Raw genomic sequence first — 22,350 nt, 5'->3', positions numbered from 1 at the left:
CCGACGCGGCGCAGGCCGTGCCCGATCCGAACGCGATCGTGGTTGCCGCGCCGGTCGTCCCGGCCGATCCCAACGCGGCTGCAAACCAGGCCGCCACCGCCTCGCCGCTGACGATCGCCGCCGCCGGCATCGCCGCCAGCGCTTCGACCGCGGCGCAGATCGCGGGCACCAAGACCGACACCGCCACGCCCGCCGACAAGAGCGCCAAGACCGCCGGCGCCAAGGTCGACGCCGACACCACCGCGACGCTGGCCGATGCCGCGACCGGGGCAACCGACGCGGCCGCGACCGACGCCAAGGCGAGCGGCGGGTTGATCCCCGTCAACCAGGGCACGCCGAAGACCTCGTTCCAGGCCGCCGTCGCCACCGCACAAGGACAGTCGGACGTCGCCAATATCGGCCAGGACGCCGGCAAGGCGAACGCCGCCCCGACACAAGCGCCGGGCGCCGCGACCGCCGACGCCGCAGCGCATCCGCAAAGCGCCAAGCCGCAGGCAGATGGCGCAGCGACCGAGGCGAAGCCCGGCGCAGCGGACCGTACGCCCGACGCGATCCCGGCCGCACCGGCCGCCCACGCCCATGCCAATGCGCAGGCCGCTTTCAACACCGCCGACACCAGCGCGCAGGCCGCCTCCGCGATGCAGGCGCCGCTGACCAACACGACCTCGACCGCGTCCGCTTCGACCGCGACGCTGACCGCGACCGCGGCCAGTGCGACGGCGGTGCCGATCAACGGCGTGCCGGTGGAGATCGCGGCCGCCATCCGCTCCGGCAAGTCCCGCTTCGACATCAGCCTCGACCCGGCCGAGCTCGGCCGCATCGACGTCCGCATCAATGTCGACCGCAACGGCAACGTCACCTCGCATCTCACGGTGGAGAAGCCGGAGACGCTGCAGATGCTGCGCCAGGACGCGCCGCAATTGCAGCGCGCGCTCGATGATGCCGGCCTCAAGTCCGGCAGCAACGGGCTGTCCTTCAGCCTGCGCGACCAGAATTCGTCGGGCCAGAACTCCGGCCAGAACAACGACAATGGCGGCAATGCCCGCCGGCTGATCATCAGCGAGGACGACACCGCTGCTGCCGCACCCGTCGGGCGCGGCTATGGCCGCATGTACGGGCCGAGCGGCGGCGTCGACATCAGAGTGTAAGGAGTATCCGACATGACCACCACGACTGGCGCTACCGCTCCTGCTGTCGTCTCCGGCACGACCGACCTCCCGAAATCCTCCTCGTCGAACTCGCTGAGCTCGACCACGGGATCGACGCTCGCCGGCAACTTCCAGACCTTCCTGACGCTGCTGACCACGCAGCTGCAGAACCAGAACCCGCTCGATCCGCTCGACACCAACCAGTTTACGCAGCAGCTGGTGCAGTTCGCCGGCGTCGAGCAGCAGCTCAAGACCAACGATGCGCTGTCGCAGCTCGTCACCCTGCAGCAGACCACGCAGGCGACCCAGGCGCTGGGCTTCGTCGGCAAGACCGCCCTGGTCGACGGCTCGACCGCGACCATGACCAAGTCATCAGCCACCTGGCATCTCAACGTGCCGACCGACTCCACCGTCGACATCACCGTCGCCAATGCCAGCGGCCAGACCGTGTTCACCGGCAAATACACCGCCGCCGCCGGCACCGACATTCCCTTCACCTGGAACGGCATGGGCAATGACGGCACGCAATGGCCCGACGGCAAGTATACGATCACGGCAACGGGCAAGGACGTGGCGAACAACAATGTCGGCATCGCCGCCCAGGTGCAGGGCGTCGTGTCGTCGGTCGACCTGACCCAATCGCCGCCCCTGCTCACCATCGACGGCGCAAGCTACACACTGAGCCAGGTGAAGAGCATCATCGCCACCAGCAGCAATTAAAGGTGCGCGCCGCTGCTATATACTCGCTGTCATCCCCGCGAAGGCGGGGATCCATAGCCCCAGGGAGAAGTTTGGCGAAGACCAGGGGTTAGGACGTCATTCTTGGTACTGCTGCCCGCGTCTCATCGATAGATCACGCGGTATGGGTCCCTGCTTTCGCAGGGACGACATTGAGGGCCTCCGCGACACCGCGCTCCGGCTCCATTCGTTAGTAAAGTATTTACGAAGTCCCCCTCGACCGGCCCGGATTCCACCGTTTCGCCGGCCGACACGGCGCCGTTCCAGCCATTTTCAACGAGAATTGTATTGAAGCCTTAGGCTTAGCGGATTTTTAAGCCGCCGGGCGTAGGGTTACGGGCGTGAGTTCAGTGGTTGAGAGTTTGTGAGTACGCCATGACAGAACCCCATCGCCCGAGGGTAAAATACGTCATCGGGCCGGACGGCAGTCCGTTGACGATCGCGGATCTGCCTGCACCCGGCACCAAACGCTGGGTCATCCGCCGCAAGGCCGAAGTCGTCGCCGCCGTCCGTGGTGGACTTCTCTCGCTGGAGGAGGCCTGTAGCCGTTATACCCTGACGGTCGACGAATTCCTCTCCTGGCAGTTTTCCATCGACCAGCATGGTCTGGCGGGTCTTCGCACCACCCGCATCCAGCAATATCGCCAGTAGGCGATCCGGAAATCTGCGGCTTTTGACGAAAATCGGCCTCGCCCTGCGAGGCCGATTTTTTTCATATCGGTCCTTTGCGCGACTTTTGTCCGACCTCTTAACCTTCGTTAACCATATCGAAACCATCACCTAGGCAATAATTGCCCAGTCGGCCTTTCCTGTGAAAGCGGCCGAATCTGTTGGGGCGGTTGCTTGCAAGGTCTTGCGGACTTTTTGAAGAGTATCGGCGCCGCCCGGTTCGGGGCGATGATCGCGGTCACCGCCGCGCTCATCGGCTTTTTCGCGTTCGTCATCATGCGCGTCACCACGCCGCAGATGACGACGCTGTTCACCGACCTCAGCGTCGAGGATTCCTCCGGCATTATCAAGGACCTGGAACGCCAGGGCATCCAGTTCGAGATCCGCAACGAGGGCAGCATCATCATGGTGCCCAAGGACAAGGTCACGCGCCTGCGGATGAAGCTCGCCGAGGGCGGCCTGCCCAAGGGCGGCGGCGTCGGCTACGAGGTGTTCGACAAGTCGGACGCGCTCGGCACCACCTCCTTCGTCCAGAACATCAATCACCTCCGCGCGCTGGAAGGTGAGCTCGCCCGCACCATCCGCGCCATCGACCGCATCCAGGCCGCCCGCGTCCATCTGGTGCTGCCCGAGCGCCCGCTGTTTGCGCGCGAGGCGCCGGAGCCGTCGGCCTCGATCGTGGTCCGCGTCCGCGGCTCGCTGGAAGCCCAGCAGATCCGCGCCATCCGCCACCTCGTCGCCTCCGCCGTCAACGGATTGAAGCCGCAGCGGGTCTCGATCGTCGACGAGGCCGGCCAGCTGCTCGCCGACGGCGCCGCCACCGATCCGGAGCAGGCGGTCGGCGACGAGCGCCGCATCTCCTTCGAGAAGCGGATGCGCAAGCAGGTCGAGGACATCGTCTCCTCCGTGGTCGGCTCGGGCCGCGCCCGCGTCCAGCTCTCCGCCGATTTCGACTTCAACAAGATCACCCAGACCTCGGACAAGTTCGACCCCGAGGGCCGCGTGCTGCGCTCGAGCCAGACCCGCGAAGAGCAGAGCATGACCGCCGACAACAACGGCCAGGTCACCGTCAACAACGAGCTGCCCGGCAACCAGCAGAACAACGGCGTCGCGGCCAAGGACCAGAGCAAGAAGTCCGAAGAGACCAACAATTACGAGATCTCCCGCACCACCAAGACCGAAGTGACCGAAGCCGGCCGGGTCAACCGCATCTCGGTCGCGGTGCTGGTCGACGGCATCTACTCCAAGAACGACAAGGGCGAGCTGGCCTATCAGGACCGCACCAAGGAGCAGCTCGACCGCATCGCCACGCTGGTGCGCTCGGCGATCGGCTTCGACCAGAAGCGCGGCGACCAGGTCGAGGTCGTCAATCTGCGCTTTGCGGATGCGCCCTCCACTGCCCCGATCGGCGAGCCCGGCGGCTTCCTCGGCATGCTCCAGTTCACCAAGGACGACGTCATGTACTTCGTCGAGCTCGGCGTGATGATGCTGCTCGGCCTGATCGTGCTGTTCCTGGTGATCCGCCCGCTGGTCAAGCGCATCCTGGCCTCCGACGAAGTCGCCGCCGCCATCTCCGGCGTTCTCGCCGGCCCGGCGGCCTCGGAAGAGACCGCGCCGGCCGGCCAGGCGCTGCTGCCGAGCGGCGCCGCCAGCGCGATCGACGTTGCCACCATCCAGGGCCAGGTCCACGCCCAGTCCGTTCATCGCGTCGGCGAGCTCGCCGAGCGCAATCCCAACGAAACCGTCGCCATCATCCGCCAGTGGCTGACCGAACCAGCCAAGTAATCCGCACCAAGTGATCCCTCGCCAAGTGAATCAAGAAGTGATCTGACATGGCCGCCAGTCTGCAAAACGCCAACTCGAACGACATCACCAGCGTCATTTCCACGCTCGGCCAGCGTGCCGGCAGCCGCGCGGGCAACGCGGTCGAAGCGGTGTCTGGGCCGAAGCGCGCGGCGATCCTGATGCTGGCGCTCGGCGAGCAATATGGCGGCAAGATCTGGGGACTGCTCGACGACGACGAGGTGCGCCAGCTCTCGCTGGAGATGTCGACGCTCGGCACCGTCGAGGTCGACACGGTCGAGGACATGCTGCTCGAATTCGTCTCGCGCATGTCGGCATCGGGCGCGCTGATGGGCAATTTCGACGCCACCGAACGGCTGCTGCAGCAATATCTGGCACCCGAGCGCGTCAACGGCATCATGGACGAAATCCGCGGCCCCGCGGGACGCAACATGTGGGAGAAGCTCTCCAACGTGCAGGAAGAGGTGCTCGCCAACTATCTCAAGAACGAATATCCGCAGACCATCGCCGTGGTGCTGTCCAAGCTGAAACCGGAACACGCCGCGCGCGTTCTCGGCATCTTCCCCGAGGAGCTTGCGCTCGACGTCGTCAACCGCATGCTGAAGATGGAGGCGGTGCAGAAGGAGGTGATCGAGAGCGTGGAGAAGACCCTGCGCACCGAATTCATGTCCAACCTGTCGCAGACCCGCCGCCGCGACGCCCACGAGGTGATGGCGGAGATCTTCAACAATTTCGACCGCCAGACCGAGACCCGTTTCATCACCTCGCTGGAAGAGGACAACCGCGAATCGGCCGAGCGCATCAAGGCGCTGATGTTCACCTTCGACGACCTCGTGAAGCTGGATTCCGGCTCGGCCCAGACGTTGATGCGCAACGTCGACAAGGACAAGCTCGGCGTCGCGCTCAAGAGCGCCAACGAGGACGTCCGCAACTTCTTCTTCGGCAACATGTCCTCGCGCGCTGCCAAGATGCTCCAGGACGACATGGCGGCGATGGGCCCGGTGCGGCTGCGCGACGTCGACGAGGCCCAGGCGCTGCTGGTCAACCTCGCCAAGGATCTCGCCGCCAAGGGCGAGATCATGCTGACCAAGAACCGCGCCGACGACGAACTGGTGTATTGATGGCCGCTCCGGCAAAATTCCTGTTCGATACCGACTTCGCGGCGCCCGAGCGGACGACACGCGAGAAGGCCGCGACCGCTGCGGAGATCGCCCAGAAGGTCGCGGAAGCCGAGGCGCGCGCCTATCAGGACGGCTTTGCCGCCGGCCAGCAGGAGGCCAAGGCCGAGAGCGACCGCCGCGTCGCGCTTGCCATGGAAGAGATCAATATCGGCATCCGCGGCATCGCATCCGGCATCGGCAACATCGAATCCAAGATGGAAACCGAGGCGGTCGACGTCGCGGTGGCGGTTGCGCGCAAGCTGTGCGCAGACCTGGTCGCCGCCGAGCCGCTCGGCGAGATCGTCGCACTGGTCAAGGACTGCTTCTCGCATCTGGTCGCGACACCGCATCTGGTGGTCCGCATCAACGACGCGCTCTACGACAGCGCCCGCGAGAAGATCGAGCGGCTCGCCAAGCAGAGCGGCTTCGAAGGACGGCTGGTGATCCTGGCCGAGCCAGAGATTGCGACCGGCGACTGCCGGATCGAATGGGCCGATGGCGGCGTCGTGCTGGAGCGCGGCGCCATCGCTGCCAAGATCGACGAAATGGTTGGACGCTATGTCGCGTCCCGCAGGGGGAGCTAAGCCATGAGCGATACCGACGGACAGGTCCCGCTGCCCGATCTCAACGGCCCGATGCCGCCCACCGGCACGGATGTCGGCTACAACGAGGACGAATATGCGGCGCGTGCCGCCGCCGATCTCGAGGCGGTGTTCGACGTTCCCGTGCAGGTCTCGGCCGTGCTCGGCCGCTCGAAGATGGACGTCAGCGAGCTCCTGAAGCTCGGACCCGGCACCGTGCTCGAGCTCGACCGGCGCGTCGGCGAGGCCATCGACATCTACGTCAACAACAAGCTGGTCGCCCGCGGCGAAGTCGTCCTGGTCGAGGACAAGCTCGGCGTGACCATGACCGAAATCATCAAGACCGAACGCAGCTGATAGCGCGCGCGACCAGACGGACAGGAGACTGACATGCGGCTTCTCATCGTTGGCACATTGAAGGGCCAGCTCACCACCGCCACCAAGATCGCGATGGACAACGGCGCCACCGTGACCCATGCCGAGGATCACGACCAGGCCATGCGCGTGCTGCGCGGCGGCAAGGGCGCCGACCTCCTGCTGGTCGACGTCGCCCTCGACATCCGCGACCTCGTGATGCGGCTCGAGGCCGAGCACATCCACGCCCCGATCGTCGCCTGCGGCATCACCAACGACGCCCGCGCCGCGGTCGCCGCGATCCACGCCGGCGCCAAGGAATACATCCCGCTGCCGCCGGACCCGGAGCTGATCGCCGCGGTGCTGGCCGCAGTCGCCAACGATTCCCGCGAGCTGGTCTATCGCGACGAGGCGATGGCGAAGGTGATCAAGCTGGCGCAGCAGATCGCAGGATCCGACGCCTCGGTAATGGTCACCGGTGAGTCCGGAACGGGTAAGGAAGTGCTGGCCCGCTACGTCCACACCCGCTCGGCGCGCGCCAAGCGCCCCTTCATCTCCATCAACTGCGCCGCTATTCCCGAGCATCTCCTGGAATCCGAGCTGTTCGGCCACGAGAAGGGCGCCTTCACCGGCGCGATCGCGCGCCGCATCGGCAAGTTCGAGGAGGCGACCGGCGGCACGCTGCTGCTGGACGAAATCTCCGAGATGGACGTCCGCCTGCAATCGAAACTGCTGCGCGCCATCCAGGAGCGCGTGATCGACCGCGTCGGCGGCACCAAGCCGGTGCCGGTCGACATCCGCATCATCGCGACCTCGAACCGCAATCTGGCCGAGGCCGTGCGCGAAGGCACGTTCCGCGAGGACCTGCTGTTCCGCCTCAACGTCGTCAACCTGAAGATCGCGCCGCTGCGTGAGCGTCCCCTCGACATCCTCGAGCTCGCCCAGCACTTCGTGAAGAAGTACGCCGAAGCCAACGGAGTGCCGGTGCGCCCGATCTCGGCGGAAGCGCGCCGCGTGCTCTCGGCCAACCGCTGGCAGGGCAACGTTCGCGAGCTCGAAAACACCATGCACCGCTCCGTGCTGATGGCGCAGGGCGACGAGATCGGAGCCGACGCGATCCTCACCCCGGACGGCGACCGCCTCGACCTCGCGAAAACCGTTCCGGCCGTGGCGCATGCCACGATGGCCGCCGAGCAGGTGACGCGCGCGCTGGTGGGGCGCACCGTCGCCGATGTCGAGCGCGACCTGATCCTGGAGACACTGAAGCACTGCCTCGGCAACCGGACCCATGCCGCCAACATCCTGGGCATCTCGATCCGCACGCTGCGCAACAAGCTCAACGAATATTCCGACGGCGGCATCCCGATCACCCCCGCGGGAACGCCGGGCGAGTATCCGCGCATGCCGATGATGGGAGCGTAAGGGCTTCTGACAAAATTGAGATGCGAATGCCCGGGCCAGTCCCGGGCATTTTTCTTTGCGGGGTAGTGCTATGCTGGTGTCGTCCCCGCCTGCTGCGCAATTGCGCGTGGGGCCGGGACAGCGCCGGGAGGAACGGTGCGTGAAGCAGTTCACAAAGGACACGCCGCAACATCGTTAGAGTCCCGGTGCCGCTTGGCAGGATGCCGGCGAGGTGCCGCATCCGCGTTTCGCGAACCTCCTCAACCGAAAGGGCACGCCATGAAATACGCTTCGTGGACGATCTCCCGCTTTTCGCTGATTGCAGCGCTGATCTCGGCCACCGCGCCGCTTGCGCGCGCGGACGTGATCATGGACTGGAACGCCAAAGCCGATGCGATCGCCGCCGAGAAACAGATTCTTCCGGCGCCGCACAGCCGCGCCTTGTCCATGATGCACGTTGCAATGTTCGAGGCCGTCAATGCGATCGACCGCCGCTACGCGCCTTACAAGGTCACGCTGTCCGCGGAGCGTTCGACCTCGCGGGAAGCCGCGGGGGCAGTTGCGGCTCACGACGTGCTGCTGTCGATCTATCCGGACCTCAAGCCGGACCTGGATGCGACACTGACGAACGCGCTGACGCCGATTGCCGAGGGCGAGTCCAAGAGCGCCGGCATCGCGCTCGGGAAAGAAGCTGCGGCACAGATCATCCAGCTTCGCGCGAACGATGGCAGCGCCGCCGTGGAAACGTACCGGCCCCCGACCACACCGGGCGCCTATATTCCAACCGTCGTCCCGCTTTTCTCGACCACCGGTGCGACAACGCCGTGGGTCATGGCGTCCGGATCGCAGTTTCGCCCCGGACCACCGCCGGCGCTCGATTCAGAGGTTTGGACCAGGGACGTCAACGAAATCCGCGAGGTCGGCGGCAGAGGCAGCCCGACCCGGACACCCGAGCAAACGACGATCGGCCGCTTCTGGTTCTCTGTCGGCGCCCGCACCTACAATCCCATCGTGAGGCAGGCCGCCTTGGCCAAGGGAGTGGATCTCGTCGACTGCGCCCGCCTGTTCGCCCTGACGTCGATTGCCGGGAACGATGCCATCGTTGCCGTGTTCGACGCCAAGTACCATTACAATTTCTGGCGCCCGATCACGGCCATACGCAATGCCGATCTGACCTCGAATGCCGCAACGCCTCGCGATCCCTCCTGGCTGCCGCTTGGGGACACGCCGATGCATCCTGAATATCCCTGCGCTCACTGCATCATCTCGGCCGCAATTTCGACCGTGCTCCAGACCGTCGTTGGAGATTTTGGCGAGTTCTCACTGACCAGCCCGACGGCGCCAGGGGTCACGCGCAAATGGTCGCGGCTCCAGGACTATAGCGACGAAGTCTCCAATGCGCGCATCTGGGCCGGCTTCCACTACCGGTTCTCGACCGAAGTCGGCAAGGACATGGGTCGGAAGATCGGCGCGCTGGTCGTCGCGACGCAGCTTCGCGGTGTGGAGGCAATGGCGGAACCGAAGCGTTAGAATGCCCGGGGCGGGTCCCGGGCGTTCTTCTTTGCGAGCGGGGCTCGCACCGCCGCCCCACCCTCCGCCGTCGTCCTGGCGAAAGCCAGGACCCATTACGCCAGGGGGGAGTTTGGCGAAGATTCGTCGTTCGGTACCTCTATCGCCTTCAGTCGATAGATTCCGCGGTATGGGTCCCCGCGTTCGCGGGGACGACAGCGATGGACATGGCCGCACCGCGTTCTCCGACTAGGTCGCACGCATGCGAAGCCCTATAACCCCGCGTGAGAACCACGAGGGTAAACATGTCTCAATCTCAAATCACGGACTGGCTGGCATCGCAGCGGCAGGCGATGATCGATCTGCTTCGCGATGTCGTGAACATCGATTCCGGCTCCTACGACAAGGAGGGCGTCGATGCGGTCGGTGCGCGGTTCGAGCGGCATTTTGCCGAGCATGGCATTCCGTTCCGGCGCGAGAGCCACGACGCCTTCGGCGACGCGATCCATGCCGAGGTGGCCAAGCCCGGCAGCAACGAGAAGCCGGTGCTGTTGATGGGACACCGCGACACCGTGTTCGGCAAGGGTGAAGCGGAGCGGCGCCCGTTCACGATCAGGGACGGCCGCGCCTATGGGCCTGGCGTCGCCGACATGAAGTCCGGCGTCGTCATGAACATCTTCGTCGCGACCGCCTTCCACAAATTCGGCGGCAACCCGCATCCGATCAAGCTGCTGATCACCTCGGACGAGGAGATCGGCTCGCCCTCCTCGCGGCCCGTGATCGAGCGTGAAGGCCGCTCCGCCCGCGCCGTGTTCAATTCCGAGCCGGGCCGCCCCACCGGCAACGTCGTGACGGGCCGCAAGGGCGGCATCTTCATGCATCTCGGCATCACCGGCAAAGCCGCGCATTCCGGCGCCAATTTCGCCGCGGGTGTCAGCGCGATCGGCGAGCTCGCGCACAAGATCGTGCAGATCCACGCGCTCACGGATCTCGACAAGGGCATCACGCTCAATGTCGGCCTGGTCTCGGGCGGACAGTCCGTCAACACCACGGCGCCTTACGCCGAGGGCCAGATCGACCTGCGCTATGTCGATCCCGCGGATCGTGCGCGGGTGATGGACACGATCGAGACCATCGTCGCAACGTCTTACGTGCCGGGCACGCGTGCGACGCTGACCATCAAGGGCGAGTTCGTGCCCGTGGTGCAGAGCGCGGATTCGAAGGCGCTGTTCGAGAACTACCAGGCGGCTGCAAGAGAGGCCGGCCTCACCACGCTCCAGGGCGAGTTCTCCGGCGGCTGCGCCGATTCCGGCTTCACCGCCGCCGTGGGCACGCCGACCATCTGCGGCCTCGGGCCGGTCGGCGGCCTCGCGCACACGCCGGAGGAGTATCTCGATATCGACAGCATCGTGCCGCGCGCGCAAGCGCTGGCGCTGGCGATTTTGAGGGGATGAATGCAGGTGCCGTAGGGTGGGCAAAGCGAAGCGTGCCCACGATTTGACGGCAATTGGAACGAGATGGTGGGCACGGCGCAAGTGCGCCTTTGCCCACCCTACGAAACCTCCCGAGTGTCTACGAATAACTCGGCGCGTCCGGCTTGCGGAAGATGTGGATGGGATCGCCGGGGATGATCACGGGCTGGCCCGAGAACATCGCGTAGGCGTAGAGCGCGAGATAGGCGATCGCCAGCGCGCCGATGGCATAGAACGCCCAGGTCGCGACGCGCTTCATCGATCCGCTCCATTGCCGTCCCGGCGGGAGGCTCAGGCGCTTCTAGAGCGATGACGGGGAAAAGGCCAGCCTTCCGCGCCGGCCACCCGCGCGATCAAAGGCCGCGCCGGCCGCGCGCGGGAACGCTCACGTCCGCAAGCCTCGCGGCGTCCTCGTCCTGGTCGACCGCCACGTACTGGCCATGCCAATAGGCCAGCGCCGCGTTGCGGGTGGAATTCCTGACGTTCCTGACACGGCCGATGACGATGCCGTGCGAATGTCGCTCCACGATCTCCTCGACCTCGCAATCGAAGGCCGACAGCGCGCCGACGAGCAGCGGAACGCCCGAGACCGCCGTCACCCATTTGGCGCCCGTGAAACGGTCAGCGCCCTTCAGCCCGTCCTTGCCGGCAAAGCGTTCGGCGACGTCGAGCTGGTCGGCGTTGAGGATGTTCACGCCGAAAGCGCCGTGGCGCCGGATCAAGGGGAAGGACGAGGCGTCGCGATTGATGCTGACCAGCAGCGTCGGCGGCTCGACCGACAGCGAGGTCACCGAGGTCACCGTCATGCCGGTGATGTCCTTGCCCCGCCCGGCCGTGATGACGCTGACGCCGCCGGTGAGATGGCGCATGGCGCCGCGGAAATCGGCGGACGAGACGGGGATTTCAGTCATGAGATCGCGAGGCACTACATTCATGGCATGGTCCCCGAGACGGGGTTCCCTTGTATCTAGGTACGATCGTCCGCCGACAACAGGTGGCTCAGGATCGAGCCCTCCAGACCCGCAAGCTCGGCCGAGCCGCGCTGGCGCGGCCGGCCTGCGTGAACCACGACATCATGGGCGATGCGGCCCTCTTCGATCACCAGCACCCGGTCCGCCAGCGCCACGGCTTCGGCGACGTCATGGGTCACCAAAATCGCAGTAAAGCCCTGGTCGCGCCAGACACGCTCCAAAAGGCGCTGCATCGAGATCCGGGTCAGCGCATCCAGCGCACCAAGCGGCTCGTCGAAGGCCAGCACGCGCGGACGGGAAACCAGCGCACGGCCGAGCGCGACGCGCTGCTTCTGGCCGCCCGACAGCACCGACGGCCACTGGTCGCGCTTGTCGGCAAGGCCGACCTCGCTCAAGGCCTTCTCGGCGCGCGCATGGGCATCGGCGGAGGCACGATCGCGGCCGAGGCCAACCTCGACATTGGCCAGCACCCGCGCCCAGGGCAGAAGCCGCGGCTCCTGGAACATGACGCGGATGTCCTCGGGCTGAATGTCCTGGCCGAAGCTGATGCTGCCGGCGTCGATCTTGTCGAGGCCCGCGATGAGGCGCAGCAGCGTGCTCTTGCCGCAACCACTTTTTCCCACGATGGCGACGAACTGGCCGGCGGGAATGTGCAAATCGATGCCGCGCAGCACCTCGTTGCTACCGAAGGATTTGCGCAAGCCCCGGATGCTGAGCGGCAGGCCGGTGCTTTGCGCCTCGCGCACGACGCGCGCGTGAGGCGCAAAATTGGCGCGGCTGGCGAGCTCGGTTTCCGGAAGGGAGCTACGAACGGCTGTCTGCATGTGATTCCCAGTATCTCTGCTCAATTTTTCTGGAAGGCGGGGTGCCAGGAGAGCGTCAAACGCTCCAGCACGCGGGAGGCGCTGTCGGCGAGCTTGCCGAGCAGGGCGTAGATCAGGATCGAGAGCACGACGACGTCGATCAGCATGAACTCGCGCGCCTGCATCGCCATGTAGCCGAGGCCCGATGACGCCGCGATGGTCTCGGCGACGATCAGGGTCAGCCACATGATGCCGAGCGCGAAGCGGATACCGACGAAGATCGACGGCAGCGCGCCCGGGAAGATCACGCGGCGGAACAATTCGCCGTCGGTCATGCCGTAGATGCGGCCCATTTCGACCAGCTGCGGATCGACGGTGCGGATGCCGTGCAGCGTGTTGAGGTAGATCGGGAAGAACACGCCCAGCGCCACCAGGAACAGTTTTGCGCTCTCGTCGATGCCGAACCACAGGATGACCAGCGGGATCAGCGCGAGATGCGGCACGTTGCGCACCATCTGCAACGTGGTGTCGGTGAGTTTTGCCGAAAGCTGCGACAGGCCGTTGGCGAGACCGAACGCGAAGCCGATGCTGCCGCCGATCAGGAAACCGATCGAGGCGCGGCAGAACGAGACCCAGATGTTGCGGACGAGCTCGCCGGAGAGCAGCAGCTTCCAGCCGGCGAGCAGGACGTCGCTCGGGGCCGGCAGCACCCGCGTCGGCACGAAGCCGGTCACGCTGGCGACCTGCCAGATCGCGATGATGGCGAGCGGCACGATCCACTGGATCAGGCCGTCGATCCGCGGCAAACGAAAGCTGCGCGGGAGTGAAACGCTGTCGATCACGCTCATGACTGCGACACCCGATGTTGCGGACGGAAGTCGCTGCCGACCGTCTCGCCGAACGGACCGCCATTGAAATGCAGCTTCGTCACGTTGGAGGGCTGCTCCAGCGAGAGCAGCGGGAACACCAGCTCGGCGAAGCGATAGGCTTCCTCCAGATGCGGATAGCCCGACATGATGAAGGTATCGATGCCGATCTCCTGATACTCCTTGATCCGGGCCGCGACGGTCTCGGCGTCGCCGACCAGCGCCGTGCCGGCGCCGCCACGCACGAGGCCGACGCCGGCCCACAGGTTCGGGGCGATCTCGAGCTTGTCGCGCTTGCCGCCGTGAAGCTGCGCCATGCGCTGCTGGCCGACGGAGTCCATGCGGGCAAAGTTCTTCTGCGCCAGCGCGATGGTGTCGTCGCTGACATGCCTGATCAGCTCGTTCGCGGCACCCCAGGCCTCCTCGTTGGTTTCGCGAACGATCACATGAAGGCGGATGCCGAAGGACAGCTTGCGGCCGCGCGCAGCTGCGACCTCCCTCACCTTGGCGATCTTCTCGGCCACCAGGGCCGGCGGCTCGCCCCAGGTGAGATATTTATCGACGGTATCGACGGCGACGTCGATGCCGGCGTCCGAGGAGCCGCCGAAATAGAGCGGCGGGCGCGGCGACTGCACCGGCGGAAACAGCAGCTTGCCGCCCTCGACATGGATGTGCTTGCCCTCGACATTGACCGTCTTGCCGGCGAGCAGGTCGCTATAGACGCCCAGGAACTCGCGGGTGACCTCGTAGCGCTCGTCATGGCCGAGGAAGATGCCGTCGCCCTTGTTCTCGACGGGATCGCCGCCGGTGACGACGTTGACGAGCAGCCGGCCGCCCGTGACGCGATCGAGCGTCGCGGTCATGCGCGCCGCAACGCTCGGCGATTGCAGGCCGGGCCTGACAGCCACGAGGTAACGCAGCCGTTCGGTGAACGGTGCGACTGCGGAGGCGACGATCCAGGAATCCTCGCAGGACCGCCCGGTCGGCAGCAGCACGCCGAAATAGCCGAGCTGATCGGCGGCCTGCGCGATCTGGCGCAGATAGTTGAAATTGACCTCACGGCCGCCGACGCCGGTGCCGAGATAGCGGCCGTCGCCGTGGGTCGGCAGGAACCAGAGAATGTTGGTGTTGGGTTGCTTGCTCATGACCTTGCTCACGATCCTGACTTCCGAGCCACATCGGAGATCTTGATGGATTTGGGGATCAGGCCCAGCGCGAAGAACGCATCGGCCACCTGCTGCTGATCGGCGATGACGGCATTGGTGATGGGCTTGATGCCGTAGGACTGCCGCTTCAAGGCCACCTCGACGACCGGAACGGACAGACCGATCGCGGGCGCGAGTTGCTCGGCCACCGCGTGGATGTCGCCCTTGGCCCAGTTGTCGACCGCGCTGAGCTCGGCGAGCACGGCGTCGACGATCCCAGGATTGGCACCGAGGAATTTCTTCGAGGCAAAGTAGAACTGATAGTTGGCGACGATGCCGGTGCCGTCAGCGAGCGTGCGCGCGCCGGTGGCCGCCTCCGCCGCCGCCTGGAACGGATCCCAGATCACCCAGGCATCGACCGCGCCGCGCTCGAAGGCGGCGCGCGCGTCGGCGGGTGCGAGGAACACCGGCTCAACTTCCGAATACTTCACGCCGGCTTTCTCCAGCGCCTTGACCAGGAGGTAGTGGACGTTAGAGCCCTTGTTGAGCGCGACCTTCTTGCCTTTGAGGTCGGCGACCGACTTCAGCGGACTGTCCTTCGGCACCAGGATCGCCTCGCCCTTCGGCGCCGGCGGTTCATAGGCGACGTACTGGATCGGCGCGCCGGCGGCCTGCGCGAAGATCGGCGGGGCTTCGCCGGTGTTTCCGAAATCGATCGCGCCGACATTAAGGGCTTCGAGCAGCGGCGGGCCGGAGGGGAATTCGGTCCACACCACCTTGTAGCCGTCGGCGGCGAGCTTCGGCTCGAGCGTGGCCTTGCTCTTGAGCAGCACCAGCTTGCCGTATTTCTGGTAGCCGATGCGGACCACCTTGTCCTGACCGTAGGACGTGCCGACCGCGGCAGCGACGATGCCGATCGACAGCACCACGGCCGCGATCAGACGCTGAATGATACGCCTCATGTTCAAACCCCTGTGTGTGGGAAGGCTGGTCGGCACGATCAGGCTGCCGGGTTGCGCCAGACGATGTCGCGGATCGCGATCGGCTTCGGGATCAGTCCGAGCTTGTAGAAGCGATCGGCGACGCCCTGCTGGGTCGCGACGATGTCATCGGTGACGGGCCCGACGACGAAGGACGACCGGTTCGCCGCGATGGTCTGGATCTCCAGCGGAATGCCGGTCACCGCGGCGAGAGACTTCGCGACCTCGTCGCGATGCTGCTCGGCCCATCTGGCGGTCGCGGTGGTGACGTCAACGATCTGCTGCAGGATCGCGCCGTGGTTCTTCGCGAAATCGCGGTTGGCGATGTAGAAGGAATTGGTCTTGGTGACCTCGCGCGCGTTGATCAGGATGCGGCCGCTCTGTTTGGTCTCACCGATCGCGAAGTACGGATCCCAGATCGCCCAGGCCTCGATGCTGCCATTGGCAAAGGCGGGGCCGGCGTCCGGCGGCGTCAGATAGACCGGTGTGATGTCGGCATAGGTGAGGCCCGCCTTCTCCAGCGTCTGCACCACTATGTTGTGCGCGCTGGAGCCCTTGGTGAAGCCGACACGCTTGCCTTTCAGCTCACCGATCGCGCGGATCGGCGAATCTTTCGGCACCAGAATGCCCTGGCCGTTGGTGATGGGCTGGCCCGCGGCATAGACGATCGCGGCGCCCGCGGCCTGCGCGAACACCGGCGGGGAATCACCGACCGCGCCGTAATCGACGCTGCCGACATTCATCGCCTCCATCATCGGCGGGCCCGAGGAGAACTCGACCCACTTCACCTCGATGCCCAGGGGCGTGAAATGTTTTTCCAGCGCGGCCTGCTGGCGCGTGATGACCAGCGCGCCGTTCTTCTGGTAGCCGACACGAATTTCCTTCACCGCGCCTTGCGCGATCGCAGGCGAGGCGAGCGCAGCGGCGGCTGCGGTTCCGATGGAGAGCTTGAGAAAGTCACGACGCTGCATTCCACACTCCCGGCCGCGTGCGGCCGTCATCATTCACGTTTCAGGAATGATGGTGCGGGTTATCGGAGGTGTCGAGACGTGCGGAAAAATAGCGATGCGAGCACTGCGCGTGCGGCAGCGCGCATGATTAATCTTTCAAGCGGCCGCGATGATGCAGAGGGATTTTTTCTGCACGCGAATGTGAGAGCCGCACGGATCTGGTCCCGGCTAATGCCATGTCACCGGCAGATTCTGCAGTCCGCGAAACGCCCAGCCGCCGATCCGCACCGGCTCGTCATCGGCGATCTCGAGAAGCCTGGCGCGTGCGAACACGATCGGCAGCGCGACGTCGGCGATCATGGCGCGAGAGGCCCATGCGCCGGCGCAAAAATGCGGGCCGGCGCCGAACGCGACGCTCTTGGTCGTATCACGCCGCACGTCGAACTGATCCGCGCGCTCAAAATGCCTCTCGTCGCGATTGGCGGAGCCGAACATCAGGAACACACGCTCGTCGAGCTCGAACGAAACGTCGCGGATGCTCCACGGCTTGGCGATACGCCGTGGCGACATGCCGATCGGCGAGATCCAGCGGGCATATTCCTCGAACGCCTCGAGCCAGGTCACCTCGCCCTTGCGCACCAGATCGAGCTGCTCGGGATGGGTCAGGAGCGCCCAGACCGTGCCGGCGATGGCCTTGCGCGGCTCATTCTGGCCGCCTGAGATCGCGAGTTTGACATTTGCCCGCACGCTGTCCATCGGCATGCCGGAGGCCACGAGCACGCCGAGGATGCTCTGGTCCGGGTTCTTCGTGATCACCGGCAGGATGTCGTCGATCGCAGCGTCGATGCCCGACGTCGCGGCATGGCAGCGCGCCTCGACGGCGGGATCGCCGGCATAGTTGGCGATGCCCTCGATCATGCCTTGCGACCACGCGTCCATGTCGCCAAAGCCGATATTGGTGAGGCCGGTGATCGACTTCAGGCATTCGCCGGAGAACGGCAGCGCGAAGTCGCGCATGAAGTCGATCCGCCCCGGCGCGATCGCGTCGAAGATGCGGTCGGCATGGGCCTGGAATAGCGCGGACCAATGCGCCTTCACCGTCTTCGGCGACACCGTCGGAAACATCGCGCGGCGCTCGACCTGGTGCGCCTCGCCGTCCTTGCGCATCATGTTGTGGCCCATCAGCCGGTTCATCAGGCCGGCGGGCTGGTGCGAGGAGAACACGTCGATCTGCTTCTCGGAGATCGAGATGTCGTCGCGGCTGGTCAGCAGGGTCGAGCCGAGCTGCGGCACGAACGCGATCGGCGCTTCTTTCCGCATTGTCGCGAGCATCGGATAGGGATCGGCCCAGAACGCGACAGGGTCGATGTCGATGCGCGGCGCGGTGCTCAAAGCGGCCTCCCCGGATTGTCGTATCCTTCAGGCCAGACTAGCGAACTCCGCGGCCGGCGTCTGTCCCTAGCGATAGGGACGGACCGAGCTACCGGGCCTCGGCGATCTTCGGTCCAGATGGGAGCATCTGCGCGTTGGCTGCCGAGGGCCGGTTCGACGGCGGTGCCGGGTCCGGCGAACGCGATGCGGCGTCGGCCGGCGCTCCCTGGGACGGTCGGCGAGCCGCGGCTGCCGGAAGCACGATCACTTTCGCGCCGACCTTCACCCGTTCATAGAGGTCCGTGACGTCGTCATTGGTGAGCCGGATGCAGCCGGACGAAACGCGCTTGCCGATCGTAGCGGGGTTGTTGGTGCCGTGAATGCGATATTCGGTCTCCCCGAGATACATTGCGCGGGCGCCGAGCGGATTGCCGGGACCACCTGCCATGAAGCGCGGCAGATAAGGCTGGCGCGAGACCATCTCCACGGGCGGATGCCAATCCGGCCATTCGGCTTTACGGGCCACGGTCTGCTCACCGGACCACGTGAAACCTTCGCGGCCGACACCGATGCCGTAGCGCATCGCCTGCCTGTCGTTCAGGACGAAATAGAGGAATGTGTTTCCGGTATCGATGATGACCGTGCCCGGCGCCTGGCGGCTGGCATAGTCGACCACCTGCCGCACCAATGCTCCAGGAGCATCAGCGTCGGCTTTGGGCGGCTCGGCCAGAGGCGCCGGAACCGGTGCCGGAATCGGAGCTGCAGCCGGGGCCGGAACCGCCGCTGCGGCATGAACTGGAGGCGCCACGTAGACAGGAGACGACGATGCCCGGGCTTCCTGTGCGGGCGGCTTCCGTACCGGCTGCACGCTCGCCTGGCCGGACAGCAAACCGTATCCCAACGCGGCGACGGCCACGGCGCAAATTGCAACCCTCGCGGCCATCGGGATTGCGAGCGTCTCCGCCTTCCCACGTTTGGCCTTGGCCCGCTTAGCCATATCTTTCTCCAGGGGTCACTGTGCCTGAAGAGGTACCCAGCAAAATTTAAGAAACTTCGAAGCGATGCCGCGCAGACGGGAACCGTTGGCGATGGTTAACGCGGAATTCTTGTTCGGCGACATCAAGAATGGGATACCGCTTGATACTGCCCTCAGTTCAGGCCGTGAGGCCCCGCGAGCAGACCCAGCACGATCGAAAACAATTCGTTCTGCGAGGAGATGCCGAGCCGCTGATAGGCGCGCTTGCGGTAGGTCAGGGTCGAATGCAGGCTGATGCCGAGTTCTTGCGAGATTGCCTCGGAGCTGAAACCGAGCAGGATGCGACGGCAGACCTCCTGCTCACGCGGTGTCAGCGTGGAGAGCGGCGCGCGCGTGGCGAACAATGTGGCGAGGTTCTGGTCAGGCGTCGCGGTCGCGGCCTGCTGGAAATGACGTGCGACGCTGGCGCCGATCGCCGGCGCGATCGCCTGCAGCCGTTCGCGCTGCGCGGCGCTGAAGCGGCCCTGGGCCGTGATGCGGTAGAAATTGACGTAGAAGCAGGTGTCGCCGGTCCAGATCGCGGTCGCGCATTTGTCGACGATGCCGGACTCGTGGAAGAATATCTTGCGGTAGCGCGCACCATACATGCGCGGCGCGAACGACGGCAGCATGATCGGCGCAGGGCCCTCGCCTTCGAACAGCGCATCGCGGTTGGGATCGGATTCATGGAAGTGCCCGGCATAGGCCGCGCCGAGATCGCCGCCGATCGGGATGTTGCCGGCATCGAGCAGGCAGGTCGCGGCACGGGCACGGCTCAGCGCGAACACCATGCAATGGCCGACATCGGCGTGGCGGCGCAGCGTGTCGATCAGGACTTTTGGGAAATCGGAGCGGCCGATGGCGAGCACCGCGGGCGCGATATCGCCTGCCGCTGCAGTTGTGGACGTCCCGCAAGGGCGCATCGTCTTCTCCCTGTCGCTTTTGACGTGGTCTACCAGCAATGGCGGCGCGCCGGAAGGCCGCTCTGCGTGGCAGATTGCGCGAACGTCGCTGAGCCGAATGGACGGTAGCCGCTCGAAATCACTTTCTTCGCAGAATCTGGTCCATTGTCTTTCCCCGGGCCAGTTCGTCGATCAGCTTATCCAAGTAACGGATTTCCCGCATCGTTGGCTCCTTGATGTCCTCCACTCGAACGCCACACACCGCGCCTTTGATGAGGGCGCGCGAGGGGTTGATTGCAGGGGCCTCTGCAAAGAAGGTCTCAAAATCCGTCTGTCCTTCCAGTTGGACTTGCAGCTCCTTCGGACCATAACCCGTCAACCAAGAGATGATCTGATCGACCTCGGCCTTCGAGCGCCCTTTCTTCTCCGCCTTCGCAACATATAGCGGGTAAACGCTGGCGAAGCTGGTCGTGTAGATCCGGTGCTTTGGCAACGGAGCCCCCTACCCCGCCGCCGCCTTCGCCGGGGCGACACTGATCGCCAGCTTGCCGTAGCGGTCCGTAAAGGCCTCGGTGTCGATCTCCTCCAGCTTGATCTCGCCAGTCATCACGCCCTGCTTCCAGGCTGCCTGCGCCGGGTCGTTCTGGAACTCCGGCATCACCTCGCGGCCGAACAGCTCCAGCGATTCGCAGATGTGCTCGTGGCTGTTCTTGCCGGCCTGGTTGAGCAGGATGACCTGGTCGATATGCGAGGACTGGAAGCGCTTCAGCTTCCTGCGGATCGTCTCCGGCGAGCCGATCAGGCCGCCGCGCAGCGCCGCCTCCTGCGCTTCAGGATTGTCGCGCTTCCACTTGTTGTACTCGTCCCACATGTTGACGGTGTAGGGCGCAGGCCGCTGGCGGTTCTGCGAGGCACCGTAGAAGCGCAGCGCGAACTGGAAGAAGGTGGCGCCGTCGGCGCGGGCGCGCGCCTCCTCGTCGGTCTTGGCGCACATGAAGAACGAGACCAGCGCCATGTTCGGGTTGATCTGGTAGTCCGCCAGTTTATGCAGCCGCTTGGTCATCGCGTTGTAATAGGCGTGCACCCAGGCATGCGCGGCGTCGGCGCTGACGAACTGGAAGCCGAGCGCGCCAAAGCCGTGACGGCCGGCACGCTCGATGGTCGGCAGTTGCGAGCACGCCATCCACAACGGCGGATGCGGCTTCTGCACCGGCTTTGGCACGACGTTGCGCAGGGGGATATCGAAATACTTGCCGTGATGCTCGCTGCCCGCGTCCTTGAACATCGGGAAGATCGCGGCAACGGCGTCCTCGAACACTTCCTTCTTGGTCTCCATATCGCGGCCGAACGGCGTGAGCTCGGTGATGGACGCGCTCTCGCCCATGCCGAACTCGCAGCGGCCGTTGCTGAGCAGATCCAGCACCGCAACGCGCTCGGCAACGCGCGCCGGATGATTGGTGGTGAGCTGCAGGATGCCGTGCCCGAGGCGGATGTTCCTGGTGCGCTGGCTTGCTGCGGCGAGGAAGGATTCCGGTGACGGCGAGTGCGAATATTCCTCGAGGAAGTGATGCTCGACCACCCAGGCGTGGTCGTAGCCGAGCTTGTCGGCAAGCTCCATCTGCGTCAGCGCGTTCTGGTACAGGGCGAGCTCGTCGCCAGCCACCCAGGGCCGCGGCAGTTGCAGCTCGTAGAAGATGCCGAACTTCATGACGTCGTTCTCCCGCGATTATTGTTGTTAATGGCATCTTAATGAGCAGGGTCGCGCTGTCCATGGCTGCTCGCCATCACGGGCTCGAATCAGCCATGCGAAATGCGACGACTTAGTTGATGCAAGGCGCATTGATCCATGTCAGAATCGGCGGTCTCCGGCGATATAGTTTGACAAGTTCACGGAGCGACGGCCGTAAGCCGTCAAGATCTTAGGCACTGCAAGAGAGAGACCGGATATGCCGGCCCCCGGCGACGACACGACTGGGCGTTTGCGCCAACGGCGCATGGAGATCTTCGCGTTCCTGTTCCTGACGGCGGTCGTGATGCCCGTCCTCGCGGTCGGGACCGTCGGCAGCTACGGGCTGGCCGTGTGGATCTACCAGATGTTCGCGGGCCCGCCCGGCCCGCCTCCGACCCCGCATTGATATCCAGAAAGGCAGGCATATGGCCCAAGCCAAACTCAACCGTCGCGCGCTGATCACGGGACAGGTGCTCGGCGCCGACCGCATCGTGCCCCCGCCCGGGGGCGAGATTGCCAGTATCGTGGTGCAGGCGCGCCCCGAGCATCTCGCCGACGTCGAAGCCGACATCACCGCCCTCGCGGGCTGCGAGATTTACGGCCGCGACGTGCGTGGCAAGCTCGTGGTCGTGGCCGAGGCGCTGGACGCCGGCAGCCTCGGCACCATGCTCAACACCATCCAATCCCTGCGACACGTTTATTCCGCGGCGCTCGTCTTCCACGCCATCGAAACCGCCTAAAGACCGGGAGAGCCATCATGACATCGCCAAAGCTCGACCGCCG

General features: G+C 65.3%; 24 protein-coding genes. 12 read left to right on the top strand and 12 right to left on the bottom strand.

Going from position 1 to position 22,350, the window contains the following annotated elements:
* The 10 genes from IC66_RS0117490 to IC66_RS0117440 form a co-directional block, all read left to right on the top strand.
* Positions 1–1,148: flagellar hook-length control protein FliK (locus IC66_RS0117490; protein WP_038948490.1), on the top strand; the 1,148-nt coding region annotated here is incomplete at its 5' end.
* 12 nt (positions 1,149–1,160) lie between these two features.
* Positions 1,161–1,868 (top strand): flagellar hook assembly protein FlgD, encoded by a 708-nt coding sequence (locus IC66_RS0117485; RefSeq protein ID WP_028140208.1) that lies wholly within the window; start codon positions 1,161–1,163, stop codon positions 1,866–1,868.
* 393 nt (positions 1,869–2,261) lie between these two features.
* Complete coding sequence (gene sciP, locus IC66_RS0117480; RefSeq protein WP_002714638.1) at positions 2,262–2,537, top strand: CtrA inhibitor SciP; 276 nt, start codon at positions 2,262–2,264, stop codon at positions 2,535–2,537.
* Between the two features lie 192 nt (positions 2,538–2,729).
* Positions 2,730–4,340: a flagellar basal-body MS-ring/collar protein FliF gene (gene fliF / locus IC66_RS0117475; protein ID WP_028140209.1), complete on the top strand. Its 1,611-nt coding sequence runs from the start codon at positions 2,730–2,732 to the stop codon at positions 4,338–4,340.
* A 47-nt stretch (positions 4,341–4,387) separates the two neighbouring features.
* On the top strand, positions 4,388–5,479 hold the full coding sequence (gene fliG / locus IC66_RS0117470) for a flagellar motor switch protein FliG (RefSeq protein WP_028140210.1): 1,092 nt from the start codon (positions 4,388–4,390) through the stop codon (positions 5,477–5,479).
* Entirely contained in the window at positions 5,479–6,102 is a 624-nt protein-coding gene (locus tag IC66_RS0117465) for a FliH/SctL family protein (protein WP_018318402.1), read from the top strand. Before fliG ends, IC66_RS0117465 begins: the two co-directional genes overlap by 1 nt.
* Positions 6,103–6,105: 3 nt before the next feature.
* Entirely contained in the window at positions 6,106–6,456 is a 351-nt protein-coding gene (fliN, locus tag IC66_RS0117460) for a flagellar motor switch protein FliN (RefSeq protein WP_018318401.1), read from the top strand.
* Positions 6,457–6,489: 33 nt separating this feature from the next.
* Complete coding sequence (flbD, locus tag IC66_RS0117455) at positions 6,490–7,875, top strand: sigma-54-dependent transcriptional regulator FlbD (RefSeq protein ID WP_038948488.1); 1,386 nt, start codon at positions 6,490–6,492, stop codon at positions 7,873–7,875.
* Positions 7,876–8,133: 258 nt separating this feature from the next.
* A complete protein-coding gene (locus tag IC66_RS0117450) occupies positions 8,134–9,384 on the top strand; it encodes a vanadium-dependent haloperoxidase (RefSeq protein ID WP_038948487.1) in 1,251 nt (416 codons plus the stop codon).
* 284 nt (positions 9,385–9,668) lie between these two features.
* A complete protein-coding gene (locus tag IC66_RS0117440; RefSeq protein ID WP_038948485.1) occupies positions 9,669–10,817 on the top strand; it encodes a M20 family metallopeptidase in 1,149 nt (382 codons plus the stop codon).
* 118 nt (positions 10,818–10,935) lie between these two features.
* On the opposite strand, the gene IC66_RS47735 is transcribed toward IC66_RS0117440, so the two are convergent.
* The 12 genes from IC66_RS47735 to IC66_RS0117380 form a co-directional block, all read right to left on the bottom strand.
* Positions 10,936–11,094: a hypothetical protein gene (locus IC66_RS47735; RefSeq protein ID WP_018318398.1), complete on the bottom strand. Its 159-nt coding sequence runs from the start codon at positions 11,092–11,094 to the stop codon at positions 10,936–10,938.
* Positions 11,095–11,188: 94 nt separating this feature from the next.
* Positions 11,189–11,770 (bottom strand): flavin reductase family protein, encoded by a 582-nt coding sequence (locus IC66_RS0117430; protein ID WP_028140214.1) that lies wholly within the window; start codon positions 11,768–11,770, stop codon positions 11,189–11,191.
* Between the two features lie 32 nt (positions 11,771–11,802).
* Positions 11,803–12,630 (bottom strand): ATP-binding cassette domain-containing protein, encoded by an 828-nt coding sequence (locus IC66_RS0117425; RefSeq protein WP_038948484.1) that lies wholly within the window; start codon positions 12,628–12,630, stop codon positions 11,803–11,805.
* 20 nt (positions 12,631–12,650) lie between these two features.
* A complete protein-coding gene (locus IC66_RS0117420) occupies positions 12,651–13,457 on the bottom strand; it encodes an ABC transporter permease subunit (RefSeq protein ID WP_038948483.1) in 807 nt (268 codons plus the stop codon).
* Positions 13,454–14,620, bottom strand: a complete 1,167-nt coding sequence (ssuD, locus tag IC66_RS0117415) for an FMNH2-dependent alkanesulfonate monooxygenase (RefSeq protein WP_038948482.1) — start codon at positions 14,618–14,620, stop codon at positions 13,454–13,456. Before ssuD ends, IC66_RS0117420 begins: the two co-directional genes overlap by 4 nt.
* An 8-nt stretch (positions 14,621–14,628) precedes the next feature.
* Positions 14,629–15,582 (bottom strand): sulfonate ABC transporter substrate-binding protein, encoded by a 954-nt coding sequence (locus IC66_RS0117410; protein ID WP_038948481.1) that lies wholly within the window; start codon positions 15,580–15,582, stop codon positions 14,629–14,631.
* A gap of 38 nt (positions 15,583–15,620) precedes the next feature.
* A complete protein-coding gene (locus IC66_RS0117405; protein ID WP_038948480.1) occupies positions 15,621–16,571 on the bottom strand; it encodes a sulfonate ABC transporter substrate-binding protein in 951 nt (316 codons plus the stop codon).
* Positions 16,572–16,778: 207 nt separating this feature from the next.
* Positions 16,779–17,942: a cytochrome P450 gene (locus IC66_RS0117400; RefSeq protein ID WP_038948479.1), complete on the bottom strand. Its 1,164-nt coding sequence runs from the start codon at positions 17,940–17,942 to the stop codon at positions 16,779–16,781.
* Between the two features lie 88 nt (positions 17,943–18,030).
* Positions 18,031–18,918, bottom strand: a complete 888-nt coding sequence (locus IC66_RS0117395) for a L,D-transpeptidase (RefSeq protein ID WP_038948478.1) — start codon at positions 18,916–18,918, stop codon at positions 18,031–18,033.
* Positions 18,919–19,070: 152 nt separating this feature from the next.
* Complete coding sequence (locus IC66_RS0117390; protein WP_038948477.1) at positions 19,071–19,859, bottom strand: helix-turn-helix transcriptional regulator; 789 nt, start codon at positions 19,857–19,859, stop codon at positions 19,071–19,073.
* A 118-nt stretch (positions 19,860–19,977) separates the two neighbouring features.
* Positions 19,978–20,331 carry a DUF2200 domain-containing protein gene (locus tag IC66_RS0117385; RefSeq protein WP_028140223.1) on the bottom strand — a complete coding sequence of 118 codons (354 nt, stop codon included), beginning with the start codon at positions 20,329–20,331 and terminating at the stop codon, positions 19,978–19,980.
* Positions 20,332–20,340: 9 nt separating this feature from the next.
* Positions 20,341–21,546 (bottom strand): LLM class flavin-dependent oxidoreductase, encoded by a 1,206-nt coding sequence (locus IC66_RS0117380; protein ID WP_038948476.1) that lies wholly within the window; start codon positions 21,544–21,546, stop codon positions 20,341–20,343.
* A gap of 238 nt (positions 21,547–21,784) precedes the next feature.
* On the opposite strand from IC66_RS0117380, the gene napE reads away from it, so the two are divergent.
* Together napE and IC66_RS0117370 are read left to right on the top strand one after the other, a co-directional pair.
* Positions 21,785–21,973 (top strand): periplasmic nitrate reductase, NapE protein, encoded by a 189-nt coding sequence (gene napE, locus IC66_RS0117375; RefSeq protein ID WP_028140225.1) that lies wholly within the window; start codon positions 21,785–21,787, stop codon positions 21,971–21,973.
* Between the two features lie 19 nt (positions 21,974–21,992).
* Entirely contained in the window at positions 21,993–22,307 is a 315-nt protein-coding gene (locus IC66_RS0117370; protein WP_028140226.1) for a chaperone NapD, read from the top strand.
* Positions 22,308–22,350 lie beyond the last annotated feature (43 nt).

It is taken from the genome of Bradyrhizobium genomosp. III (genome assembly GCF_000261705.1).
GTDB classification, from domain to species: Bacteria; Pseudomonadota; Alphaproteobacteria; order Rhizobiales; family Xanthobacteraceae; genus Bradyrhizobium; species Bradyrhizobium ottawaense.
The sequence above is the reverse complement of the archived record's forward strand: the minus strand, read 5'-3'. Positions and strand labels throughout refer to the sequence as shown.

What these genes read in the sequence shown, in the direction of transcription:
- IC66_RS0117485 (WP_028140208.1), top strand. Translation starts at nt 1,161, where the DNA reads ATGACCACCACGACTGGCGCTACCGCTCCTGCTGTCGTCTCCGGCACG.
- sciP (WP_002714638.1), top strand. Translation starts at nt 2,262, where the DNA reads ATGACAGAACCCCATCGCCCGAGGGTAAAATACGTCATCGGGCCGGAC.
- fliG (WP_028140210.1), top strand. Translation starts at nt 4,388, where the DNA reads ATGGCCGCCAGTCTGCAAAACGCCAACTCGAACGACATCACCAGCGTC.
- IC66_RS0117465 (WP_018318402.1), top strand. Translation starts at nt 5,479, where the DNA reads ATGGCCGCTCCGGCAAAATTCCTGTTCGATACCGACTTCGCGGCGCCC.
- fliN (WP_018318401.1), top strand. Translation starts at nt 6,106, where the DNA reads ATGAGCGATACCGACGGACAGGTCCCGCTGCCCGATCTCAACGGCCCG.
- flbD (WP_038948488.1), top strand. Translation starts at nt 6,490, where the DNA reads ATGCGGCTTCTCATCGTTGGCACATTGAAGGGCCAGCTCACCACCGCC.
- IC66_RS0117450 (WP_038948487.1), top strand. Translation starts at nt 8,134, where the DNA reads ATGAAATACGCTTCGTGGACGATCTCCCGCTTTTCGCTGATTGCAGCG.
- IC66_RS0117440 (WP_038948485.1), top strand. Translation starts at nt 9,669, where the DNA reads ATGTCTCAATCTCAAATCACGGACTGGCTGGCATCGCAGCGGCAGGCG.
- IC66_RS47735 (WP_018318398.1), bottom strand. Translation starts at nt 11,094, where the DNA reads ATGAAGCGCGTCGCGACCTGGGCGTTCTATGCCATCGGCGCGCTGGCG.
- IC66_RS0117430 (WP_028140214.1), bottom strand. Translation starts at nt 11,770, where the DNA reads ATGAATGTAGTGCCTCGCGATCTCATGACTGAAATCCCCGTCTCGTCC.
- IC66_RS0117425 (WP_038948484.1), bottom strand. Translation starts at nt 12,630, where the DNA reads ATGCAGACAGCCGTTCGTAGCTCCCTTCCGGAAACCGAGCTCGCCAGC.
- IC66_RS0117420 (WP_038948483.1), bottom strand. Translation starts at nt 13,457, where the DNA reads ATGAGCGTGATCGACAGCGTTTCACTCCCGCGCAGCTTTCGTTTGCCG.
- ssuD (WP_038948482.1), bottom strand. Translation starts at nt 14,620, where the DNA reads ATGAGCAAGCAACCCAACACCAACATTCTCTGGTTCCTGCCGACCCAC.
- IC66_RS0117410 (WP_038948481.1), bottom strand. Translation starts at nt 15,582, where the DNA reads ATGAGGCGTATCATTCAGCGTCTGATCGCGGCCGTGGTGCTGTCGATC.
- IC66_RS0117405 (WP_038948480.1), bottom strand. Translation starts at nt 16,571, where the DNA reads ATGCAGCGTCGTGACTTTCTCAAGCTCTCCATCGGAACCGCAGCCGCC.
- IC66_RS0117395 (WP_038948478.1), bottom strand. Translation starts at nt 18,918, where the DNA reads ATGGCTAAGCGGGCCAAGGCCAAACGTGGGAAGGCGGAGACGCTCGCA.
- IC66_RS0117390 (WP_038948477.1), bottom strand. Translation starts at nt 19,859, where the DNA reads ATGCGCCCTTGCGGGACGTCCACAACTGCAGCGGCAGGCGATATCGCG.
- IC66_RS0117380 (WP_038948476.1), bottom strand. Translation starts at nt 21,546, where the DNA reads ATGAAGTTCGGCATCTTCTACGAGCTGCAACTGCCGCGGCCCTGGGTG.
- napE (WP_028140225.1), top strand. Translation starts at nt 21,785, where the DNA reads ATGCCGGCCCCCGGCGACGACACGACTGGGCGTTTGCGCCAACGGCGC.
- IC66_RS0117370 (WP_028140226.1), top strand. Translation starts at nt 21,993, where the DNA reads ATGGCCCAAGCCAAACTCAACCGTCGCGCGCTGATCACGGGACAGGTG.